The sequence below is a fragment of the Dysgonomonas sp. GY75 genome (genome assembly GCF_015234155.1).
In the GTDB taxonomy this organism is placed as follows: Bacteria; Bacteroidota; Bacteroidia; order Bacteroidales; family Dysgonomonadaceae; genus Dysgonomonas; species Dysgonomonas gadei.
This window is the reverse complement of record NZ_JADCLQ010000010.1, coordinates 1-19805: the sequence shown is the minus strand read 5'-3', so window position 1 is coordinate 19805 and position 19805 is coordinate 1. Positions and strand designations below refer to the sequence as shown.

Annotated in this window: 15 protein-coding genes; 9 read left to right on the top strand and 6 right to left on the bottom strand. The window is 37.5% G+C overall.

Annotation, left to right across the window (positions count from 1 at the left end; translation table 11 throughout):
- Positions 1-6: 6 nt before the first annotated feature.
- Positions 7-1809 carry a glycoside hydrolase family 2 protein gene (locus tag IR083_RS04795; protein ID WP_006801391.1) on the bottom strand — a complete coding sequence of 601 codons (1803 nt, stop codon included), beginning with the start codon at positions 1807-1809 and terminating at the stop codon, positions 7-9.
- A gap of 710 nt (positions 1810-2519) precedes the next feature.
- On the opposite strand from IR083_RS04795, the gene IR083_RS04790 reads away from it, so the two are divergent.
- Positions 2520-5219, top strand: coding sequence for a cation-transporting P-type ATPase (locus IR083_RS04790; RefSeq protein ID WP_194223459.1), 2700 nt, complete (start codon positions 2520-2522; stop codon positions 5217-5219).
- Positions 5220-5857: 638 nt separating this feature from the next.
- Positions 5858-6232: a surface glycan-binding family protein gene (locus IR083_RS04785; RefSeq protein ID WP_194223458.1), complete on the top strand. Its 375-nt coding sequence runs from the start codon at positions 5858-5860 to the stop codon at positions 6230-6232.
- 134 nt (positions 6233-6366) lie between these two features.
- On the opposite strand, the gene IR083_RS04780 is transcribed toward IR083_RS04785, so the two are convergent.
- Positions 6367-6591 (bottom strand): thermonuclease family protein, encoded by a 225-nt coding sequence (locus tag IR083_RS04780; protein ID WP_194223457.1) that lies wholly within the window; start codon positions 6589-6591, stop codon positions 6367-6369.
- 194 nt (positions 6592-6785) lie between these two features.
- Here IR083_RS04780 and IR083_RS04775 point away from each other — a divergent pair, with 194 nt between their 5' ends.
- The 6 genes from IR083_RS04775 to IR083_RS04750 all read left to right on the top strand — a co-directional run bounded on the left by IR083_RS04775 (position 6786) and on the right by IR083_RS04750 (position 16120).
- Complete coding sequence (locus IR083_RS04775) at positions 6786-7934, top strand: T9SS type A sorting domain-containing protein (protein ID WP_199343188.1); 1149 nt, start codon at positions 6786-6788, stop codon at positions 7932-7934.
- Positions 7935-7945: 11 nt separating this feature from the next.
- The gene (locus IR083_RS04770) at positions 7946-10588 is read left to right on the top strand and encodes a hypothetical protein (protein ID WP_194223456.1); all 2643 of its coding nucleotides are present in this window, start codon (positions 7946-7948) and stop codon (positions 10586-10588) included.
- A gap of 12 nt (positions 10589-10600) precedes the next feature.
- Positions 10601-11557 (top strand): hypothetical protein, encoded by a 957-nt coding sequence (locus IR083_RS04765; protein ID WP_206759848.1) that lies wholly within the window; start codon positions 10601-10603, stop codon positions 11555-11557.
- Positions 11558-11566: 9 nt separating this feature from the next.
- A complete protein-coding gene (locus tag IR083_RS04760) occupies positions 11567-14989 on the top strand; it encodes a DUF6443 domain-containing protein (RefSeq protein ID WP_006801384.1) in 3423 nt (1140 codons plus the stop codon).
- Position 14990: 1 nt separating this feature from the next.
- Positions 14991-15659 carry a hypothetical protein gene (locus IR083_RS04755; RefSeq protein ID WP_006801383.1) on the top strand — a complete coding sequence of 223 codons (669 nt, stop codon included), beginning with the start codon at positions 14991-14993 and terminating at the stop codon, positions 15657-15659.
- A 107-nt stretch (positions 15660-15766) separates the two neighbouring features.
- Positions 15767-16120 carry a DUF1493 family protein gene (locus IR083_RS04750; protein ID WP_006801382.1) on the top strand — a complete coding sequence of 118 codons (354 nt, stop codon included), beginning with the start codon at positions 15767-15769 and terminating at the stop codon, positions 16118-16120.
- 161 nt (positions 16121-16281) lie between these two features.
- Here the strand turns inward: IR083_RS04750 and IR083_RS04745 are convergent, their stop codons facing one another.
- The 3 genes from IR083_RS04745 to IR083_RS04735 all read right to left on the bottom strand — a co-directional run bounded on the left by IR083_RS04745 (position 16282) and on the right by IR083_RS04735 (position 17297).
- On the bottom strand, positions 16282-16608 hold the full coding sequence (locus tag IR083_RS04745; RefSeq protein WP_194223454.1) for a hypothetical protein: 327 nt from the start codon (positions 16606-16608) through the stop codon (positions 16282-16284).
- A 44-nt stretch (positions 16609-16652) separates the two neighbouring features.
- Positions 16653-16910, bottom strand: coding sequence for a putative quorum-sensing-regulated virulence factor (locus IR083_RS04740; RefSeq protein WP_194223453.1), 258 nt, complete (start codon positions 16908-16910; stop codon positions 16653-16655).
- Between the two features lie 78 nt (positions 16911-16988).
- Entirely contained in the window at positions 16989-17297 is a 309-nt protein-coding gene (locus IR083_RS04735; RefSeq protein ID WP_194223452.1) for a DEAD/DEAH box helicase, read from the bottom strand.
- A gap of 69 nt (positions 17298-17366) precedes the next feature.
- On the opposite strand from IR083_RS04735, the gene IR083_RS04730 reads away from it, so the two are divergent.
- The gene (locus tag IR083_RS04730) at positions 17367-17510 is read left to right on the top strand and encodes a hypothetical protein (RefSeq protein ID WP_194223451.1); all 144 of its coding nucleotides are present in this window, start codon (positions 17367-17369) and stop codon (positions 17508-17510) included.
- Between the two features lie 563 nt (positions 17511-18073).
- On the opposite strand, the gene tyrS is transcribed toward IR083_RS04730, so the two are convergent.
- Positions 18074-19366 carry a tyrosine--tRNA ligase gene (gene tyrS / locus IR083_RS04725; RefSeq protein WP_194223450.1) on the bottom strand — a complete coding sequence of 431 codons (1293 nt, stop codon included), beginning with the start codon at positions 19364-19366 and terminating at the stop codon, positions 18074-18076.
- Positions 19367-19805: the final 439 nt, after the last annotated feature.

The window sequence follows — 19805 nt, the reverse complement described above, 5'->3', positions numbered from 1 at the left end:
ATATATTTATTTCAAAGAATTACATATTTCCAGGTTAATTTGTCTTAGTCGGGGTTCTTCCAGTTTGATAACTTTGCGGTCATATGTCATCAATCCGTTTATTTCGCCTTCTACGTCAGTTGTCTGGGTATAAACTGCAGCTGTGAATCCTCTTTTGATAAAACCTTTTAATATTTCTGCGTATTTGATATATTCATCTGTAACTTCTTTTGCATTTTTAAATTGAACATATCCCCAGTTTTTGTCGGTCTGCCAAAGGTGATTTTCGAGAGGTAAGCCAATGCCGCCATATTCTCCCAGTACATTCGCTCTTTTGGCATCGAAAAGGAACATATCCGGTCCCGGATAGTTGTGCAAGTCTATCATATCCCCTACATGGTAATGATTGCCGCCACTGGCCGGATTTACCAGGCGGGAAGGGTCGTGATTCTTGGTCCACGCTACAATTTCAGGTGTTTTGAATTGTCCCCATGCTTCATTGAACGGAACCCATACTACAATTGAAGGATATGAAATCAGATAATCCATAATTTCTCTCCATTCTTTGCGGTATACATTTTCAGATTCGATAGAACGTTGCACTTCCACACCGTTGAAATGATTATGCATTTGCCACTGAGGCGATGGCCCGCCATTGGGCATATCCTGCCAAACGAGGATTCCAAGACGGTCGCAATGTGTGTACCAGCGAGCAGGCTCAACCTTTACATGTTTGCGGATCATATTGAACCCGAAATCCTTTGTTTTCTGAATATCATACGCCAGCGCTTCATCGGTAGGGGCAGTATATAGCCCGTCAGGCCACCAACCCTGATCTAACGGGCCGAACTGGAAATAATCCTTGTTATTCAACTGAAAACGGTAGATGCCGTTGGCATCTCTTTTCGAGGAGATTTTGCGCATGGCAGCATAGCTTTTCACTTTATCGGCTGCCTTGCCATTATTGTATAGGGTAACTTCCAGGTCGTATAGGAATGGAGTTTCAGGAGACCAGAGTTTTAGGTCCGGAATGTTTATGTCGGAAGATTGTCCTGCGGCAAATTTGCTTGTTGCTACAGTTTTCACTCCGTCTTTTACTGTCACTTCTATTATATCTCCGGGAGTAGTACCTTCTGTACAGATATCAATAGATAACTGGTTTTTGTCTATATTGGGAATTGTTTTGATGGCTGCAATATGCTTTTCTGCCACAGGTTCCATCCATACAGTCTGCCAGATGCCCGATACAGGAGTATACCAGATTCCATGCGGATTCTTGATTTGTTTTCCCCTGGCCTGGTCGCCATCATCTGTAGGGTCCCAGACTTTGACTACCAGCTTTTGATTTCCGGAAGTCAGATAGGGTGTGATATCGAAACTGAACGGAGTATATCCTCCGGTATGGGAACCAATCTTAATGTCATTTATAAACACCTCGGTTTTCCAGTCTACGGCTCCAAAATGCAATAGAATTTTCTTGCCCTTCCAATTTGAAGGAACCGTAAAAGTTCGTTTATACCATAGTTCTTTTTCTTTACCCAGTTCTTTTTGTACTCCGGACAAACTTGACTCCACTGCAAAAGGGACCAATATTTGTCCGTCAAATTTCTGAGGTTCTTGTTTTCCTACAGGCAAAATAGCGTATTCCCAGAGTCCGTTCAGGTTTGTCCAGTCCGAACGTTCCATAATCGGACGCGGATATTCAGGTAATACATTGTTTGGATTAAGGGTTTCCGCCCACCTGGTTTTGAGTTTATCCCCTACGGGCTTCCATTGAGCGAATAAACTGGTGCTCGATAAGACCAAAGCTAAAATAAGAATCTTCTTCATTTAAATAAAGTGTTTATTTTTAGGTATTATACAATATAATTTTATTTTTGAATTTCAAATTTTTTATACTTGCGATATTTCTCATGTTTTCTCATATATGCAGGCATTTACTACTCCTTAAGTTTTATGTGTTTTTTATTTTGCCGGATATTACAAATGTACTCTGATGTACCCGAAATAGGTGAAACTTATTGTTCAAAAAATATAAATATCAGGTCACAACTCCTTTTGAATCGGTCGATTAACATGTGAAAGTTGAAAAATGAGATATTTTTTTTGTTTTTTACAAAAAAACATATACTTTTGTATCGCTTTAAGAAAAGCAAATGTTTGTCTCATGGTGTAATGGTAGCACTGCAGTTTTTGGTACTGCCTGTCTAGGTTCGAGTCCTGGTGAGACAACGAAATTCATAAAAATGAAGCATTGAAAAAGTCACTGGATAGGTGGCTTTTTCTTATTATAGACTAAGAACTTTAACCTTCAAAAAGCATCTTCGAATCCGAGGTTATACTTTATAATTTGATATTTCACAAAGAAATCCCATAATCCCGTATTTATTTATCAGAAAGCATTCTGGGATTCTATTGCTAAAAAAATGAAACTTTTTCACTTGTTCAATTGTTAAAATAAAGAATTGCACAAAGCTAACGTCCATTTTTTAGGATGAAATGATAGATTATCAATCCTGATAAATAAAATCAAAAATAATATGGGAAAAGAAAAAACATTATGTAATAACAACTGGCATTCTCTCGAAGTCGGTGAAGTTATAGAGTTACTAACAACTAATGCGACAAAAGGCTTACCTGAAAAAGATGCTAATGAACGGCTTGCTCAATTCGGAGAAAATATCCTTCCGGAAAAGAAAAAAGAAAGCCGATTGTTACGTTTTTTCAAGCACTTCAACGATATTCTTATTTATATCCTGCTTATAGCTGCTATAGTTACGGCATTCCTGGGACATTGGGCTGATACTGTCGTAATTGTAATTGTAGCCGTAGTGAACGCGTGCATCGGATACTTTCAGGAAAATAAGGCTGAAAAGGCATTGGAAGATATAAAGAAGATGTTGTCTCATACAGCCCAAATCGTAAGGGACGGAAAAAGGCTGGAAATAGGGGCCTCGCATCTGGCTGTGGGAGATTTGGTTATCCTTCATCCCGGAGATAAGATTCCGGCCGACCTCAGGCTGATAAAATCAGATAATCTGAGAATAGAAGAATCCGCTTTAACCGGAGAATCCATCCCATCGCAAAAGAATGTAGGAGCAATAGCCGTGGATACCCCTTTAGGAGACAGGGACAATATGGCCTTTTCTACAACCACAGTTAGTGCAGGAACAGGAATGGGCATAGTTGTTGCTACGGGACAAAATACGGAAATCGGAAAGATAAACCGTATGATGTCGGAAGTAAAACTTATTACTACACCCTTGCTGCGACAGACAGCTAAGTTTGGCAAAACCGTATCTTTCGTAATAATTGCCATCGCTGTATTGGTTTTCATTTTCGGATATTTTTATCGTCACTACGATACAGGCGAGTTATTAATGTCCGTAATCGGACTTGCTATTGCTGCTATTCCCGAAGGGCTTCCTGCCATTCTATCAATAATATTGGCTATCGGCGTACAGAATATGGCAAAACGAAAGGCTATAGTCCGCACTTTACCATCGGTAGAGACGCTGGGTTCGGTAGCAGTCATCTGTTCTGATAAGACCGGGACTCTGACTAAAAATGAAATGACAGTCAAGACTCTTGTTACAAGTGACGATCAGTTTAGTATAACAGGTACAGGATATTCTCCCGTTGGAGATGTTGTTAAAGATAATGAGATTGTTGACTTCAATGCCGAATCGGTGCTGGATAGCCTCATAGGCTGTTTTTACATATGTAACGAAGCCTCTCTTGGAAAAGATGAAGAGGATAACTGGTACATAAAAGGTGATCCCACTGAAGGTGCACTCATAACTTTATATGAGAAGGCTTCTGTAGATCATCACGAAACAGATAGAATTGCAACCATTCCATTCGATTCGGAATATAAGTACATGGCTACCCTGGTTGAAGCAGAAGATAAAAATATTATATATATAAAAGGTGCGCCCGACCGTCTGCTGGATATGGCAGGCAAAGAACTATCACTGAGCGGAGAGAAACCATTCGATCGACAGAACTGGGAGAATGCAATTACCGGATTGGCCGGCAAAGGCCAACGTGTAATCGGGGGGGCATATAAAATAGTAACCAAAGACAAAAAAAACCTCTCGCATGAAGATTTACACGAGGACGTTACGTTTCTCGGTCTGGCAGGGATCATTGATCCTCCAAGAGAAGAGGCTATTGAAGCAATAAAACAGTGTTCTGAAGCGGGTATAACCGTAAAAATGATAACCGGAGATCATATCGAGACAGCAAAATCGATAGGACTGGAAATGGGAATTGGCGATGGAATCAAGGCTTTGGAAGGGAAAGCCATTGAACAGATGACAGATGAAGAATTAGAATCGGCAGCAGTCGAGTATAACATTTTCGCACGTACCAGCCCCGAACACAAACTCCGTTTGGTGAAAGCTTTACAGGCCCGTAATATAATATGTGCTATGACAGGGGACGGAGTAAATGATGCCCCGGCGCTAAAAAAAGCGGATGTAGGTATAGCAATGGGCATAAAAGGTACTGAGGTAACTAAAGATGCAGCGGAGATGGTATTGGCAGATGACAACTTCTCTACTATTGCTGCTGCGGTAGAAGAAGGAAGAAGAGTGTATGATAATCTTAAGAAAACTATCTTGTTCATATTGCCTACTAATGGGGCTGAAAGTTTTCTGATCATAGCCAGTATATTGTTCGGAACGCTTATGCCGCTTACTCCTATACAAATACTTTGGGTTAATATGGTAACATCAGTAACTATCTCTCTGGCTCTCGCGTTCGAGAAACTAGAACCGGATACAATGAAGCAACCGCCGCGTTCTCCACAAACACCATTATTAGACGGATACTTTATATGGCGTATTTTGTTCGTTTCTGTTCTTATAGGAGGAGGAACTTTGTTATTGAACCTATACTTGTTGAGTAATGGTGTAAGTGAAGATATTGTCAGAACCGTAACAATACAGACTATTGTAATCACCCAGATGTTTCACTTGTATAATAGCCGCAGCATCCGCAAATCTGCCTTCTCTGGAGACTTTTTCGGCAACAAGGCCGTATTTGTTGTTTCGGGATTGCTTATCTTGTTACAACTAGTGATAACATATATCCCGTTTATGAATCAAGTTTTCGGAACGGTTAAACTACCATTACATTTCTGGATATATCCATTCGTTTTTGGGTTTATTATCTTCATTATAGTGGAGGCTGAGAAATGGGTTATGAGACTAATGGATAAAAAAACTGATAAATAACAGACCGGATCATAACTCACAAAACAAAAAAGCTGTATTTTTTCTTAAAATACAGCTTTTTTTGCATGCACGGGTTGTACGGTTGAGTGATTGAATGGTTAAATGGTGCTATGGTTTGACTTGTACTAAAAAAACTTTACGGATTTTATAAATTGTCCTGAATGCACTTTAGTTCTTTCTCTATTAGTAAAAAGGAACTATACCCTTTTCAACCACTTAATACGATGTCTTTTCATCACTCCAAGTGGGGTTTTGGATAAAAGTGATATTACATTCAATAAAAATGATATCAAATAAGTAAAATCAATATAAGTCTGGATGATTTTAACTCACACCTGCAGATTAGGGATGTATCTTTGATAATACAATACTTAAAGTCTAAGCTAAGAAAATATGCGGTATTATATCTACTCTATTTGTAATTTTCTTTTTGTTTGTTCAATGATGATTCTTCATATAGATGGAGCCACATTCAGTCCGACAATAATGCTTTCGAGCTTTATCATAACGGCCGTAATTTTTCTTCCCTATATTAGTTTTCACTCCTAATTATACAAGACGGATGTTAACCAAAGTCACAATTAATGAAAAAATGATATAAATGCGAACTATAACATGTTAATTTAAATATGTATACTATGAACATAATTATTTCTAAATCCAAACTATTACTCATCTTGTCGATAGTATTATCACTTATCTTTTTTGCGGCATGTGATGATACGGAAACTACCGATGAAACAGATTTCGCCCTTTACTACACAGGCATGACGGATATAGGTCCATCCATGACTGGAGTAATTAGTACCCCTTCATATATTGGAGGTAAGCCTTCTGGTTTTGAAATATTCAAAGTTACCCTCGATGGTGAGTCATATTCAAGCAGCAGCTTTGTGATAAATGAAGACGAAGGAGCTATAACTATCAGTGAAACAGCAGGAATGTATCAATGTCAAAAGAGTTTAGGAAATCAAAATAACGGACATCTGTTCGGATTAAAATATAAGTTTTAAGTTTTTCATGGTATTATAATTATGGATAATTTTAGAACGGTTATCTAGGTAGATGGAGCAGCTTTATAGAAATAAAAAAGAGAAGTTTTCACTTCTCTTTTTTTTATGTAAAATGATGGTGCATTAACACGAAGCTAAGAGTGATTGATAATCATTAATATATTTAGAAATTCTTTCAACCTGAGTTTTGAGTATATTTTTAAATCTAAAATTCTTTTCTCCTTTCTCCACTGCCACGGATCGACAGCATTATTATCTTTCCAAAGACCTCTTTTATCAGCTTTGGCTTTCTCCTGAAGCTTGATGTAATATTTACCTTTTGAGTATTTGTAATTGCATGCATAACCGGATCGGATCATTTCTTTACACAATTTTTATGTTTTAAAACCTGTTATCAAATATTAAATATTAATTAAATTATGTTATGTTATTTTTATATTTTGTTTGTGAAATATGAAGGAGACATTTATCTATATGATAAAAAGAGAAACATTTCTCTTTATATAAAGTACCTGAAATCGTAATTTAAAGACTAATAATTAATATCTTAACTATGAATCTTGCCCAAATTCTCTTTTTGCTGTCCCTGTGGATGGCATTACCCGGTTTTAGTCAATTGAACAGTTCTCACAACCATCTTCGTCCCGGCGATGTGTTAATAAAACAACAGGTAGAATATAGAGATCCCGGCAATGCTGGCAAAGATCAGCTGTGGGATTTCAGTAATCTCAAGACTCTGAATGACGCCTATACCCTGACATATTCGTTACCACCTCTGGAAGGGGATAGTGTCTATATACTGGGAGATACCCGCTATCCTAAAAAGGATATTTCGGACAATGAGCTGATTGTGGGTACAGAACATAATACAATGTATTATTACCGGATGATACATGATTCCCTGTTACAGACCGGGCATGAAAACCCCGTTGTCGAACTGAAATATACCAACCCGATGGTACTGATGCAATATCCGCTGAATTACAGTCAGTCGATTAGCTCGGATTATACCTCTAAAGGTTTGTATTCTGGCACAGTGGCTATCCATACCCATGGGACAATGGTTACCGCGGCCGATGCTTATGGTAAGATGATACTGCCATCCGGAGATACCTTAAGTCCGGTACTCCGGGTAAAGACAATACAGACCATCCTTGATAGCCCTGTAAAAGGTTCATCTGGCATAGAGGCGGGCGATCAGGGCAAACAGCTCGAGGCCTGCCGCTGGTACAGCAAAGGCTATCGCTATCCGGTATTTGAGACAGTGAGGAATATTAACCTGAATGACAGTACGGAAATCTTTTCTACTGCATTTTTCTATCCGCCACAAGATCATCTTTATCTGGATACTGATCCTGAAAATCTTGCTTTGCAGGAAGAGGTATGGGATATGGATAAGAAACAGGAGGAACTGCAAGCAGATTCGAAAACAGTTTCCCTGGAAGATATTATGAGTTGCAGGATATATCCGAATCCGGTAATCTCCATTCTGAACCTGGAGTATGAGTTAAAGACGGACGCTAATGTGTCTTTCGAGCTATACTCGATCGATGGTATGCCGGTAAAGAAGATAAAGACACAAAAAAAGTCTGTAGGTAGTTATTATGAAACAATTGATTGTTCGGGGTTGTATTCGAGGAATTATGTATTGAGGATTATGGTAAATGGAGTGAGTGTTAATGAAGTCGTGATTAAAAAGTAAAATAGCAAACCATGAGAAAAATAATTCTGTCCTTTATATTAATGCTGTTTGTTTTAGAAAACTATAGTCAAGATGCAGAAACAGCCATTGTTAATAGATCTATCGACTTGTTGAAGATAGAAACCCCCAACGAAGCATCTTTCAATAAATTTATTGATAATCCAGTAAGCATATATAGCGGAACTCCGGACATTAATATTCCAATATATACATTACATGAGGGAATGATCGAAATTCCTATTAATATCAGATACAACTCTTCGGGTATTAAGGTTGACGAAGAAGCCAGCTGGATAGGTTTAGGTTGGAATTTAAATGTAGGAGGAGTTATAACACGTAATTCTATTGGATTATTTGACAAAGAAAAAAGTCCCGATTTAGAAAAATATTATACCAATGTAATGAATGTTTTTAATGATGATCTTTATAAAGTGGACTACATAGTAGAAGGGCCTTGGTCTTTAGATACCAGAAAAGCATTTAGCTGGTATCTTCGTGAACCTCAATTTAGAAAAGTCATTGATGAAGGTAGATATAAACCTGATATATTCTATTATTCTTATCCGGGAGGTGCAGGTAAATTTATTATAGATTATAGAGATAATAATGCATATATACTTGATCGAAATGATAATACCAAGATTGAGATTTATACAGATGCGAGTAATAGATTATATCAATTTAAAATCACTACTCCTAATGGAATCATTCATTATTTTGATTTTTTCAGTTCAACTTTGTTGCATGACCCTGTCGTATACCGGGGTGTAACATCCGAGACATATACCTTGACCAAAAGTATATATCCAAATGGACAGAAAGTAAATTATTACTATGATTCGATTGTATGTAATCGCTATAATGCAAGTCATGTTATTCAGACAACTGAACCAGAAACCACAAAACACATTAATGAAGAAATGAATCCGAGTAAGTCTGAGTTATCGAAGACATTAAGCATATCATCTAACGAAGAGTTTTATTTAACAAAAATAGAAACAACCAATAACTTGGTAACTTTTGAGACGAGTCAGAGGTTAGATCAACTCAATGGGAAAAAGCTCGATAAAATAAAAATACTATCAAAAAATGCTCCTGCAACTCCGGTTTTTGAATATAAATTCAACTATGATTATCTTCAGGCTGATGCAGGAGGCACGGATAGCTATTATTGGGCCAAAGATTTTTCGAATCAAATACCTAATCATCATACATCAGATATTTTTCTTAAGAGATTACGGCTATTATCCTTTTCTTTTCTAGATAAAAATTCCCAACCTGTGCAGACTTATCGTTTTTTTTATAATAACAATAAATTACCCAGGAAAGATTCATATGCGAAAGATTATTGGGGATATAGTAATAATCAGAATCAAAATGCCACATTAATACCAGATATGGAAAACCTTATGTGGCATGAATATGGCCTTGATAATCATAATCGCTATAAAAAAATACAGAAACCGGCTATTTATAGTGGAACCTTTAATTATGCATTAAGAGCAACTGATTTTGAAAGTAGTAAATCTGGAATTCTGGAAGGTATTCAATATCCGACAGGTGGATATACAGAGTTCATTTATGAACCAAATACGTTTATAGACTACAAAATACCAACTTTAGAAGAAGTGAAGAACGGTTTTCCTTCAACTAAGATGTCGATATATGATGATAATTCTTTTTTTGCTCCAGATGATCTATACCCATCCAATAAAAATAAATTTTTCACTCTGGATAAAGAAGTAACTATGACTATCAGTTTATTATTAACCAGAGGATATCCCAATAGATCTAAGCTGACATGGGCTGACATGGCCGAATTCAAAGCTTATATTAATCAGGGTCCTTCTAAAATTGATTTATCTGAGGAGCTAAAAAATCTATGTTATTCACAACATATACAAGAAACAAATTATGGTGCAATAAAAAAAGACGAACTGAAATTTGAAAAGAGAATAACCTTAAATAAAGGAGGATACATTATTGTTGATTTGCCAGATCGATTTGGAGAACAGCATGGAGGAGAGGCTAAGATCCAACTTGGAGCAGAATATGCTTATCCGATGAAAGATAAAGTAGAATCTCCTGGAGCAGGCTTAAGGATAAAAGAGATTAACTTTTATAACTCCCCGAGTAAAACCGAAAGGTTAAAATATACTCATTATACTTATGCTGACCCATTAACAGGAAAAAGTAGTGGAATTTTACACAACAAACTTCAGTTTATAAAACATTATCGAGACACATATGATTTTCTTGGGAAATGCTACCCAAATTATAGCCCTCCTGCGACAGAATCATTTAGTATCCAATCTGATAAAATTGAAATATCCGGAGATAATCTATTGTCCAATCCTTATGGTTCGATGCCTAATGTTGGATATACATTTGTCAAAGAAATAAATAAAGATACGTCCATAGGGCAGATTCTTCATAGGTTCAATAACCAAGAACCTGAATACACTGAATATTCTATAAGATTAGATAGTCCTCTTAACGGAAAAGAATCCGAGATACAATATTATAACTCCAAGGAAGAATTGTTGCGTAAAGAGTCTTATAATTATTTAAAGAAAATAGAACATTATCATTTTGGTCTCGATTTTTATGATAGAATAAACACTTTACCTTTAATTTATAAAAATTCCGGATAGACCGTGAAACAGATGACTGAAAATCTAATACATACCCCTTGTGATATGACAGTAAACGACTCAATACAAGAATACTGGTTTATGAGATATGATCGGCTTCAAATGGTTAAATATCCAATAAATTCATATTTTGTTTACTTAAAAGATAAAACCATAACAATTGATGGCCTGACAACAAAAGAAGAATATAACTATAGCGATAAGTACCAGTTAAAAGAAAAAAGGATAATAGAGTCTACAGGAAGAAATTTACTCCATAAATATATGTATACGAATGATTTTAATTGTGATATATATTCAAATATGTCAAATAAAAATATGATTTCTAATGTTATAGAAGAGAAAGTATTCATAGATAATAAGTACTTGGGAGGTAGGTTTACTGAATATAACTATTTCAAAACAGATAAAAAAATTCTCCCCTTTAGAATATATTTATCAGAATATAAAGGAGATCAGGCAGACCCTATAACATTTAATTGCCCGAATATTAACAAAAATATTTATCCTTATCAGAATTTAGTTTACGATGAGTATGATTCTTTTGGAAATCCTACACATATAGTTCAGAATGAAGGAGCTCAAGTTGTATATCTTTGGTCATATGGAGGACAATATCCTGTTGCTAAAATTGAAAACGCTTTCAGCTATGAGACTGTTAACACAGCTGTTGCATCTGTATTTGGAATAGCAGGAATAGATTCCTTATCTGCATTAACAAAAATAGATAAAACAAAATTAAACAGTCTGAGAGGTCATTCGAATTTAATGAGTTCTCTTGTTACTACCTATATATACGAACCTTTAGTAGGGATGCTGGAATCTACAGATCCGTCAGGCATTACTACCTATTATGAGTACGATACTTTCAACAGGCTAAAACGCATATATATCAAGGAGAAAAATGCAAGCGGAGTGGAAGTTGAAAAAACGATTCAGAATTATGATTACAACTATGTAAACAAATAAGAAAAGATTATGAAAATAAAATGTTATCTTACTATAATAATAGTTCTGCTTTTATCAGGCGGCATACACTCTCAAAGTTCTACTCAGAACTACCTCCAGACACGTACTTATACCAATGATGCCGGAACTACATATCTCGACGAGATACAATATTTCGACGGCCTGGGACGTCCCATGCAAACCGTACAGCGAGGCATTACCCCCAATGCTGCCGACCTTGTCACCTACCAGGAATACGATGCTTTCGGACGTGAATCAAACAGTTGGCTTCCGGCTGTAGCATCAGGTAATAACGGATCCTATATGCCTTTTGCTACTTACAAAGCAAAAGCTATGACTACCTACACTAATGATTCCGCCTACAGCAGGCCTGTCTATGAAGCTTCTCCCCTGAACCGTGTACTTGAACAATACAGCCCGGGGAAAGAGTGGTATGCCGGTAAAAGAGCAGTCAAGACAGAATACCAGACCAATACAGCCGGCGGAGAATTGTCATGTGCTTTATTTCGAGCCGACACGGATGCTTCCCTCACACTGACCCAGACTGGCAATTATGGTGTAGGCCAGCTATATGTTACAAAAATAACAGATGAAGACCAGAATATCAGCTATGAGTTTAAAGATAAACTGGGACAGGTAATCCTTACCCGACAGATAGAATCCGCCAAACAATACGACACCTATTATATTTATGACGATTACGGTAATCTGAAAGCCGTCCTGCCACCTCTGGCATCCGACACAGTCAAAGCCAATAGTGCCCAGTTGAACAACAACAGCTATATGCGGAGCAACCTGGCCTATCTTTATATGTATGACAACCGCAACCGCTGTACATCAAAGAAGCTCCCCGGCTGCGATTGGGTCCGCTATGTCTATGACAAGGCCGACCGTCTGATCTTCTCGCAGGATGGGGAACAGCGTAAAAAATTGCCTAATGAATGGACGTTTAATAAATACGATGCATTTGGCAGGGTAATAATCTCCGGAATACACAAAACTACAGAATCGCACGAGGCGCTGATCGCCAAATGTCAAAATATTGTAGTAACAGAAAAGCCCGGCGGCAACTTTGAATATACCTGGAACTCACTTCCGGAGATTTCATATACCGGGACACTCTCCCTGAATTACTATGATAACTATTATGATTATTTTAATGCAACATTAAGGGAAAAGTTGAAATTTGTAAAGAAGGACGGTTTTTCAGACCGGTATATCCATCCTTCTCTGGGAGAAGGAACCCCCAAAGGGTTGCTTATCGGCACCCGTATCAAGACCTTTAAGGCAGATGGTAGCCTGGGGGAAATAGCTTCCAAAATGTATTATGATAATCGCGGACGCATCATTCAGATTAATTCGACGAACCATCTGGGCGGTATTGACGAAGAGCATATCGCTTACAACTTCACCGGGCAACCAACCAAGAGGATGTATATACACTCGGCCACAGGCAAGACCACCCAGACCGAAGTCTATACTTACACCTACGACCATGCAGGCAGGTTGCTGACCACCACTCACCAGTTAACGGACGGCACAACGGTAAAACCACAGGTAACACTCGCGGAAAATACATATGACGAACTGGGAAGACTAAAGACAAATAAGAAAGGAGGACAGGCGAACCTGAATTCAACTTATGCCTATAATATCAGGTCGTGGACGAAATCAATCACCAGTCCGCTGTTTACCGAAACGCTGTATTATAATGAATCCTACGGAGGCAGCGCCAAGCAGTACAATGGTAATATCTCGGCAATGAGCTGGAAACATAATACCGAGACCAATCCACGCGGTTACGCCTTTGTTTATGACAACCTGTCGCGGCTGACAAAAGCCACTTACCTGATCAACGGTACCGTACAGACTTATAATGCAAGCACCCCAACCAAACCGATCTATCAGACAGCCTACAGCTATGATAAGCATGGGAATATGAAAACCCTGCAACGTTACGGTAATATCGATGCCGCGAAATACGGATTGATTGATAACCTGACAATGACTTATGCCGGCAATCAGATGACAAGAGTAGATGAGGCGGCAGCAGCCATCAGCATTGCCGAATCGATGGACTTTAAGAATGGCAGTAATGTAGCCAACGAATACACCTACAATGCCAATGGAGCGATGAATAAAGATTTGAATAAGGGGATAACCGAAATTCAATATAATTCGTTAAATTTACCAAGGCAAATGATAATCAATAGTTCTTCGGTAAAGGCCAAGAACTATTACACCTATTCGGCTTCAGGCGTGAAGCTGAGGACAGAGCAGCGATACGATCCTAATTATACGGTAACGCCGTCTAATGCGACCAATCCGACCAACGATGGATTGGCTGACTATAAGAATACGGATTATGTTGGTAATATCATCTATGAAACGGTAAAGAGCGGTTCTACAATAACGAATAAAACCCGGATACTGGTTGACGGAGGATACATTGAGGGTGGAGTATATTACTACTACCTGACCGACCATTTGGGAAACAACAGGGTTGTAGCCAATGCCGGTGGTACTGTTATACAAAGGAACCACTACTATCCTTTCGGTATGTCCTTTGCCGATACGCCTCTGGCCGAGCAGGGAAAGCAGCCGTACAAGTACAATAATAAAGAGCTGGATATGATGCATGGGTTGAACCTGTATGATTATAGTGCAAGGTATTATGAGAGTGCGTTAGGAAGGTTTATTAGTGTAGATCCGTTGGCGGAGAAGTATTATAGTTGGAGTCCGTATGTATATTGTGGTAATAATCCATTGAGAAGGACAGATCCGACAGGGATGATATGGGATGATCCTAAAGAGGCTCAAAAATTAAAAGATAATATTAGTAAAGTTCAAAATAGCATAAGTAAACGAGTGGGAGAGGATTTAGCTAAAATCTTTAAGGGCGGATTAGATAAAAAAAGTATAACCAAATTAGCTGGAAATATTCAAGAAGGCTTAGATCGTTTCAAGAATTTAGATCAAGCGAAAAATGATATAGATCTGTTAGGTAATGATCAGAATAATACTTATGCTCTAAGTTCAATATCAGGTGGACAACATAAAGTCAGATTAGGCAGTGACAATAAAGTATACATTGAGACCTCCTCCGATGGTCTATCTATTCATGAAGTTACCCATGTAAGACAATCTCTCGATACAGGGGGATTACAATTTTCACCAAATGGAGAACTATTAAATGCAGGTATAAAGTCTCCGGCTAGTAGTAGGTATGCACGAATGAGTGGTATGGAAGTTGAAGCATACCAAATGCAGTATTCTTATGATAAATCTTATCCAGGAAAAACTAATAATGGTTTACAAGGTATTGATGTTCATTCCGTGGGGGATATACGTGATAATGGAAAGTTAGTATATCCTTTCGCTAAAGAGTATTCTAACTTTTTAAAGAAGCAACAGAAATTAATTAATCGCTAAAATGAGAACACTATTTATTATATTTTCGTTTATTTCTATTATGCCTATTTATGGGCAGAATAATATATCAGGAATCTTTAATGATGAGCTTGGTAATCAATTGGAAATTAAGGGAGAGGTGTTAAAGCTAACAACTCCAGATAGTCCAGGAGTTCCTGGAAAGTTATTAGCTGAATGTAATGTAAAAAGGATTGATTCTGAGTTTATTGAATTAAATTCAGTATCACCTTATATTACAGTTAACAAAGAACTGAAAATAACACAGCAAAATATTTCATCACTAATAGATAGTCTAAATGTATCATTTTTAATCCCATATAACAAAACGAATTTGGAAATATCTATTTTAACAAATACTTTTAAAAATTATAATTTGGATTATGATTGTAATAGAAATAGTATTATGTTACCATTAGATACGAAAACCATTCTGTTTTCTATTTCTCCAGGCAAATATTTAACCCCTCATAATCCAGAAGGTTTATATTATGGTATTCTATTTTATTCTTCTACTGAACATCAAATTACTGAAGGAATGAACCATGTTATCATTAAATTAACGGCAATAGATAATTCCTTTTTTGATAAATACTATATAAAAGGTGATTATGCCCGTATAATAAAAGGAGGTATAATATGGAAAGATGTAGAATATAGAAAAGTAAAATAATTATATCTTTTACTTGTACAGAGGATTATCTGCTTCGCCTAGTATTAATTTCAATCCCCTCCGGTCCTTGGGGATTAGCATGGTAAATCGATTTGAAAATTTATCTTATGAATGAAAAAAAAATACTATTAACAAAAATATCATATTTTATCACTAAAAAATATGGCTCCAACGAAACCATAGACGAGAATAGCCGAATTGAGGAAGATCTGGGAATAACAGGGGATGAAGCTTGGGAGTTTTTAATTGAATATGGAAAGTCTTTTAATGTAGATGTTTCAAATTTTATGGCCGCAGATTATTTTAAAGCTGAAGGATTTGATTTTATAACACCTATATTAGAGTTTCTAAAATTGAAAAAGAAAATTATAAAAAAAACACTCACTATTAATGACTTAATTAAAGGGATTATTGCTGGTAAACTTGATGAAGATGTTATAAATACTCCCTGTTCGGTATAGGCTCGTTGCCTCTGTCAGACTAAAATAAAGGCTCAGGCTTGAATAAGAAAGATGATGAATAATCCCTCTTGTTCAAGTAGGTTTATAAACTGTGTCCTGCGCAGCAATAATTAAAATCCTGCCGGTATCATCATCGGCAGGATTGTTTATCTATAATATACCTACCCAATTCTTCTTATTTCAAACTCAATATACTCTTTTCCTTTCTTTACAATTTCGGTTTCAACGATAGCCTTTCTTATAAGTTTGTCGTTGAAACCATATTTCTTGCTTAAGATATCTTGAGTTGGTTTTACCGGATTATCCCAATCCGAAAGGGAGTTGCTAAAACCGAATTTGAAGTGAATCTCATAGGGTGGTTCGGGTATTTTTATTTTAGGCAATAGCCAGAGCAAGGTATTTTCGTACTGCTTATATTTTTCTGTTTTGAATCGTTTACCTTTCCATGCTTCGTTAACAGACAGAGGCTTAATATCGATGCGTACCATTTTATATTTAAAATATAATAACGTTCAACAAAAGCCTCTTTCTCTTACAAGCTCCCCTCAATAGCCTGTTTCAAATTCATATTCGCAGCATGCCAATCGAATGATTTGAGCATCCATACTCTATACTCTTTAGGGATATCCTTAAAGCTTTGCCCCTTATGCTTTCCGAAAGGCATTGTTTCAAGAGGTTTACCGACATTTGAATTACTTTTCGGTACTTCTTTTTCAGCGTCACCTTTCTTAACTGTTCTGATCTCGTGTATAGGAATGTCGGAGAGAAGCCTTCCGTCAGTACCGTACATTTTCCATATTCTCTCTTTCTCGAATGTTATATCTTCAACTTTTCCGAAGCGATCTACGTTGCCGGCAAGGTCTGTGATTTAGCAGTTCTCTTTCTCATCATCGATACGAGTACCACGTCCTAATATCTGATAATACAGAGCGATAGAAGCTGTTGAGATACCTAGAATAATACAATCTATCTTAGTGTAGTCAAACCCTGTAGAGAGAACACGCACATTGAATATGACACGGATATTTCCTTTCCTGAATTCGGAGATCACCCGTTCACGTTCCGAATCGTGCATGCCTGAGTAGATGGCTGCCGAATTCGGATATTCTTGCGCAAATTGGATCGCTTCATCTATCGACGGAACAAATGCCAGGATATGCTTTCGATCACTATTCAAGTCAAGTTCTTATTTGATCTGATTATGGATGTCATTCGATGCAAAAGCTCGTTTTGAGTCATAACAGCCTTGATTGCCGCCATCCGCATCTACCCTTTCCCTACAGGGTCGCTTGTTTACAAAGAGAATAAAGCGATCAATTTCGACATTCAGAATACAACCCTTAATGCAGGTATCTATATTCTGGAAAAACTGACGAAGAAGGTAATGTGACGCGTGAGAAAGTGATGAGAATAAAATAGTGAAGAATAGCTTCCAATAGTTGAACCACCTATATTCTAAGAAAGGCGGTTCACTTTCTTTTCTCTTTTCTAACGGGGAGGCTTTTCTTTTATGCTTAAAAAATAGAGAATAATAGTTGCGAGTAATGCTAAATATGAAATGACTAATTAAACAATGAAATAGACAATGTTTGTCTCTTAATACCTTTATCCTCCCTTTGCACATAAAATGATGGGGAATTTTACCCACGACTATAGGAATGATGATTGTCCATGCAGTTATTTGTGCAGTGGCATCGATAGGATATACCCCTGCATGAAATGCAGTTTATTGTTTTAAATCAAACGTCAATAAAATGGATATACTTTTTTTATGCCTATATTCATGACCTAAAATAAAAAAAGCTGAAAATCATTATTGATAATCAGCTGATTAGTCGAATTGATCGTTGTCTCACCAGGACTCGAACCTAGACAGGCAGAACCAGAATCTGCAGTGCTACCATTACACCATGAGACAATATTACTTTTGCGAGTACAAAAGTAATAATAATTTTATTTAGCTACCAATAGGAAGTAGTTTTTCTTTCCTTTTTGTGCAATAATATATTTTCCGGCGATAAGAAATGATGAATCTATCATATCATCGAAGTTCTCTACTTTCACTTTATTTACCATTACTCCCCCTGCCTGTACTGTCTTACGCATTTCTCCTTTCGATGGAAATACAGTTGCACTTTCGGTCAGTAAATCTACAGCTTTGATTCCGGCAGCCAACTCATCTTTGGATATGTCGAATGTGGGTACACCCTCAAATACCTGTAGGAATGTTTCTTCGTCCAGCTTTTTCAGAGCATCAGCAGTCGCGTTGCCAAACAGAATATTAGACGCTTCAACAGCCTGATCATAATCTTCATCGGAGTGAACCATAACAGTAACTTCCTTTGCCAGACGTTTCTGTAACGGACGAAGATGTGGTGCTGATCTTTGTTCCATAACCAATGCTTCTATCTCCTCTTTGCTGAGAGCCGTGAATATTTTGATATATTTTTCTGCATCATCATCACTTACATTCAGCCAGAACTGGTAGAATTTGTAAGGAGAAGTGTATTTTCTTTCCAGCCATACGTTACCCGATTCGGTTTTGCCGAACTTAGTTCCGTCTGCTTTTGTTATCAACGGGCAAACAAGGGCAAAAGCCTCGCCTGAAGCCTTGCGGCGTATAAGTTCTGTTCCGGTGGTGATGTTTCCCCATTGGTCGGAACCTCCCATCTGAATGCGACAGCCTAATGTTTCATATAAGTGGAGATAATCGTATGCCTGCATCAGTTGATATGAAAACTCTGTAAACGACATGCCTTCCGAAGCTTCCCCGCTCAGACGTTTCTTTACAGAATCCTTGGCCATCATATAGTTTACAGTAATGTGTTTTCCTATGTCGCGGATAAAATTCAAAAATGAGAAGTCTTTCATCCAGTCATAGTTGTTTACCAACAATGCCGCATTCGGCTTGTCAGACTCGAAATCGAGAAACTTAGCTAACTGTTTCTTAATCGATTCCTGATTGTGGCGAAGAGTAGCTTCGTCCAGCAGATTACGTTCGGCAGACTTCATAGAGGGGTCTCCGATCATACCTGTTGCTCCGCCTACAAGAGCGATGGGACGGTGTCCTGCACGCTGGAAGTGCTTCAATATCATCACACTCACAAGGTGTCCGATATGCAACGAATCGGCAGTAGGGTCAATACCCACATAGCCCGAAGTCAGTTCCTTTTGCAGTTGTTCTTCCGTACCCGGCATGATCTCTTGTATCATACCTCTCCATCTTAGTTCTTCAACAAAATTCATCGAATTAGTTTATTAATTGTAACTTTTTTAGTTAGTGTGCAAAAGTACGACCTTTTTCGAAAAGAAAAAACATATACCTTTATTTTAATGTGTCAATTCGATCAGCAAACTTCGATATTAGCAGATTTACAAACATTTTTTACCACAGCTTAGGACTGATTACTCGTTAAAAGGTAACAAAGGTAACACTTGTTTCAGTGAACAGCATACCAATCCGGCGCTCCGGATTAAAATAATGAAGAAACGTCCTGGATGCTTACCTTGCGTGAGTTTTTGCAGCCCAGGCCGAAGTTTACAATGGTGTTTCGAACCCCATGAACAGCATGGCTTAAACCACAGAAGGTAAAATAATTGGTGATACTTTTCAAAGGTAATCCCGCTTAAGAGTTTAGATTTAGACAATGTGGTTTAGCAAAAACTATAACCATAAAAACTAAAA

Coding starts and splice junctions, on each gene's coding strand:
- IR083_RS04795 (WP_006801391.1), bottom strand. CDS start 1,809: ATGAAGAAGATTCTTATTTTAGCTTTGGTCTTATCGAGCACCAGTTTA.
- IR083_RS04790 (WP_194223459.1), top strand. CDS start 2,520: ATGGGAAAAGAAAAAACATTATGTAATAACAACTGGCATTCTCTCGAA.
- IR083_RS04775 (WP_199343188.1), top strand. CDS start 6,786: ATGAATCTTGCCCAAATTCTCTTTTTGCTGTCCCTGTGGATGGCATTA.
- IR083_RS04745 (WP_194223454.1), bottom strand. CDS start 16,608: ATGGTACGCATCGATATTAAGCCTCTGTCTGTTAACGAAGCATGGAAA.
- IR083_RS04760 (WP_006801384.1), top strand. CDS start 11,567: ATGAAAATAAAATGTTATCTTACTATAATAATAGTTCTGCTTTTATCA.
- IR083_RS04780 (WP_194223457.1), bottom strand. CDS start 6,591: ATGATCCGATCCGGTTATGCATGCAATTACAAATACTCAAAAGGTAAA.
- IR083_RS04785 (WP_194223458.1), top strand. CDS start 5,858: ATGAACATAATTATTTCTAAATCCAAACTATTACTCATCTTGTCGATA.
- tyrS (WP_194223450.1), bottom strand. CDS start 19,366: ATGAATTTTGTTGAAGAACTAAGATGGAGAGGTATGATACAAGAGATC.
- IR083_RS04750 (WP_006801382.1), top strand. CDS start 15,767: ATGAATGAAAAAAAAATACTATTAACAAAAATATCATATTTTATCACT.
- IR083_RS04740 (WP_194223453.1), bottom strand. CDS start 16,910: ATGTACGGTACTGACGGAAGGCTTCTCTCCGACATTCCTATACACGAG.
- IR083_RS04755 (WP_006801383.1), top strand. CDS start 14,991: ATGAGAACACTATTTATTATATTTTCGTTTATTTCTATTATGCCTATT.
- IR083_RS04770 (WP_194223456.1), top strand. CDS start 7,946: ATGAGAAAAATAATTCTGTCCTTTATATTAATGCTGTTTGTTTTAGAA.
- IR083_RS04765 (WP_206759848.1), top strand. CDS start 10,601: ATGACTGAAAATCTAATACATACCCCTTGTGATATGACAGTAAACGAC.